The organism is Pedobacter sp. 01N416 (genome assembly GCF_056399685.1).
This window is the reverse complement of record NZ_JBFTRT010000751.1, coordinates 1-3219: the sequence shown is the minus strand read 5'-3', so window position 1 is coordinate 3219 and position 3219 is coordinate 1. Positions and strand designations below refer to the sequence as shown.

At 42.2% G+C, this 3219-nt stretch carries 4 protein-coding genes; 1 reads left to right on the top strand and 3 read right to left on the bottom strand.

Annotated elements, in window-relative coordinates; genetic code table 11:
- On the top strand, positions 1-1169 hold a 1169-nt coding region (locus AC1DND_RS26685), incomplete at its 5' end, for an alkaline phosphatase family protein (protein WP_477585724.1).
- 301 nt (positions 1170-1470) lie between these two features.
- Here AC1DND_RS26685 and AC1DND_RS26680 read toward each other — a convergent pair.
- From AC1DND_RS26680 to AC1DND_RS26670, 3 genes are all read right to left on the bottom strand, one after another.
- On the bottom strand, positions 1471-1734 hold the full coding sequence (locus AC1DND_RS26680; RefSeq protein ID WP_477585723.1) for an SDR family oxidoreductase: 264 nt from the start codon (positions 1732-1734) through the stop codon (positions 1471-1473).
- 5 nt (positions 1735-1739) lie between these two features.
- Positions 1740-2048 carry an SDR family NAD(P)-dependent oxidoreductase gene (locus AC1DND_RS26675; protein WP_477585721.1) on the bottom strand — a complete coding sequence of 103 codons (309 nt, stop codon included), beginning with the start codon at positions 2046-2048 and terminating at the stop codon, positions 1740-1742.
- Positions 2049-2197: 149 nt separating this feature from the next.
- On the bottom strand, positions 2198-3219 hold a 1022-nt coding region (locus AC1DND_RS26670; RefSeq protein WP_477585719.1), incomplete at its 5' end, for a UxaA family hydrolase.

The following is a 3219-nucleotide window of genomic DNA, read 5'->3' as shown; positions in this document are numbered from 1 at the left end:
GTATTGTGGGCAATGGATGGTACGATCACGCAGATGCAGAAATTAAATTCTGGAAACAATCTAATAAACTGGTGAATGCTGAAAAAATATGGGATCAGGCTAAAAAAGAAGATCCGAATTTTACCTGTGCCAATATGTTCTGGTGGTACAACATGTATTCAACAGCCGATTTTTCGGTAACACCACGTCCGAATTACCTTGCCGATGGTCGTAAATTACCCGACTGTTATTCACAACCTGCCGAATTACGCGACCATTTACAGGCTAAACTGGGGCAATTCCCTTTGTTTCAGTTCTGGGGACCTGGTGCAAATATTAAATCAACAAAATGGATTGCAGATGCTTCGATGGAAACTGAAAAGCTGCACAACCCTACGCTTACCTTAATTTATTTACCCCATTTAGACTATTGCCTGCAAAAGTTTGGCCCTGAGTTGGATGAAATTGGGACAGAACTGAAAGAAATCGATCAGGTGGTAGAAGAATTGGTGCGTTTTTACGAAAGTAGGGGTGCCCGCATCATTTTACTTTCCGAATATGGTATTGCGCCTGTAAATAAACCAATCCACCTTAACCGTTTGTTCAGGGAAAACGGTTTGATCCAGATCCGTGAAGAAAGAGGACTGGAATTGCTTGATCCCGGCGCTTCGAAAGCTTTTGTAGTGGCCGACCATCAGGTAGCACATGTATATATCAACGATAAAAGTGTAACCGAGCAGGTAAAAGCCCTATTGAAAAATGTACCTGATATTGAATTGGTACTCGATAAGGCAGAACAGGGGAAACACCACATTAATCACCAACGTTCTGGCGATCTGATTCTTACCGCAAAAGAAAACAGCTGGTTTACCTATTATTTCTGGCTGGATGACGCTAAAGCCCCCGATTATGCAAGGGTGGTTGATATCCATAAAAAACCAGGCTACGATCCTGTCGAAATGTTCATGACCTCTAAATTGAGGGCAGGATATAAACTTTTAAGAAAGAAAGCCGGCTTCCGTTATGTGATGGATGTAATTCCACTCGATGCTACACTGGTGAAAGGGTCGCATGGCAGCATTAATGTAGCTGATAAATTTAAACCTGTTCTGGTTACTTCAAAGGCGATGGATAAAACCCTATATGCACCGGATGTTTATCAGGTGATTTGGGATAGTTTAACCGTTTAAGTATTTTGCTTCTTAATTTCGTCATTGCGAACCGAAGAGGGACTTGTGTAGGAGTGAAGCACCTGCGAAGCAAGCTTGAATGYAGTTAAAACATTAAACTACAAACGAAAAATCTTTTTTGATAATAAATACACAATAGATTGCTTCGGCTCGCTCATATCCAGCCTCGCAATGACGCTATATTTGTTTCGGTCTGTGAGGCCACAGACCGAAGAGTTAGGATCTTAATGCTAAATACTGAGGCTTTAAGATTCCCGCCTGCGCGGGAATGACGTGTCTTGTTGAATTGAGGATAAATACTTTACAAGAGTGCCCTATCCAAGTGCACATAACCACCATCCACATGGATCAGTTGGCCTGTAGTGTGACTCGATTTATCTGATAATAAGAATACAGCCATGTTGGCAATCTCATCCACGCTGGTCATTCTGTTTTCGAAAGGGATTTTATCAGTAATATTTTTAAGTTTTTCATCACGGTCTTCAAAGGTGTTGATCCATTTCTCGTATAGCGGTGTCCAGGCTTCGGCAACAATAATGGCATTAACACGGATGCTAAAAGGCAATAATTCTACTGCCCACTCACGACACCATCATTAACACCAGCATTGTTCACTAAGCCATCTATTCTGCCATATTTTGCCAATATCGCATCAACAATGGTTTTACAGCTTTCAGGTGCGGTGAGTTCTGTAGTAAAATAATCTGCTTTTAAACCTAAATCTATTACTTCCTGGAGCATTTTCAGGTTATCGTTTTCATTACGGCCAATAATGATGGGAAAAGCATTTTCAATAGCCAAAGTTTTAACAATTGCCGAGCCAATACCTTTTGCACCACCGCTTACCAGGATTATTTTACCTTCTAAATTTAAATTCATATTTGGTTAATATTTTTGTTTGAATTACGTCATTCCCAGATGATCGGGAATCTTAATGCTAAATAACGGGGTGCTTTAAGATTCCCGCCTGCGCGGGAATGACGGATTTATGCTAGGACTTTCATTTTAATTATCCACCCTCCATGGAATTAAAGGCTTACACCTCTTTTCCAGGGGATAAAATCATCCTGATTAAGTTGTACCGCCTTAGGAATTTCTTCACCACTGGCTACTTTAATACAGTATTCTAATATATCTTCGCCCATTTCGTTAATGGTTTTTTCGCCATTAATCACTGCTCCTGTGTCGATATCGATAATGTCGCTCATGCGTTTTGCCAGGATCGAGTTGGTAGCCACTTTAATGGTGGGGCAAACCGGATTTCCTGTTGGCGTGCCTAAACCGGTAGTGAATAAAATTAAGGTTGCTCCGGCAGCAGCTTTACCTGTGGTCGCTTCCACATCGTTCCCCGGGGTGCACACCAAGCTTAAGCCGGGTTTAGTAGCGGGTTCTGTATAATCTAAAACATCTACAACTGGAGCGGAGCCGGCTTTACGCGCAGCACCGGCCGACTTAATCGCATCGGTAATTAAACCATCTTTAATATTGCCTGGAGAAGGATTCATGTAAAAGCCAGAACCAACTTTATGTGCCAGATCATCATATTCTGTCATTAAACGGATGAATTTTTCAGCCGTTGGACGGTCCACAGATCTGTCGATCATTTCCTGCTCTACGCCACATAGCTCGGGGAACTCGGCCAGTAAAACCTTGGCGCCTAAGGCCACCAGTAAATCGGCACAATAACCAACAGCCGGATTAGCTGAAATACCACTAAAACCATCGCTACCACCGCATTTTACACCCACACACATTTTGCTTAGCGGGGCTGCTGCACGTTCTTGTTTATTAATGAACATCAATCCTTCAAAAGTACTGCGGATTGAATTTTGGATCAATTGCTCCTCGCTTTGTGCTTTTTGCTGCTCGAAAATTAAAAGTGGCTTATCAAAATCAGGATCAAGTGCAAACAGGTCGCGTTTAAAATCTTCTACCTGCAAATGTTGGCAGCCCAAACTTAAAACCGTTATACCGGCCACATTGGGGTGATTGGCATAAGCCGCCAATAATTTGCTTAATGTATCAGCATCCTGACGCGTTCCCCCACAAC

Coding starts and splice junctions, on each gene's coding strand:
- AC1DND_RS26675 (WP_477585721.1), bottom strand. CDS start 2,048: ATGAATTTAAATTTAGAAGGTAAAATAATCCTGGTAAGCGGTGGTGCA.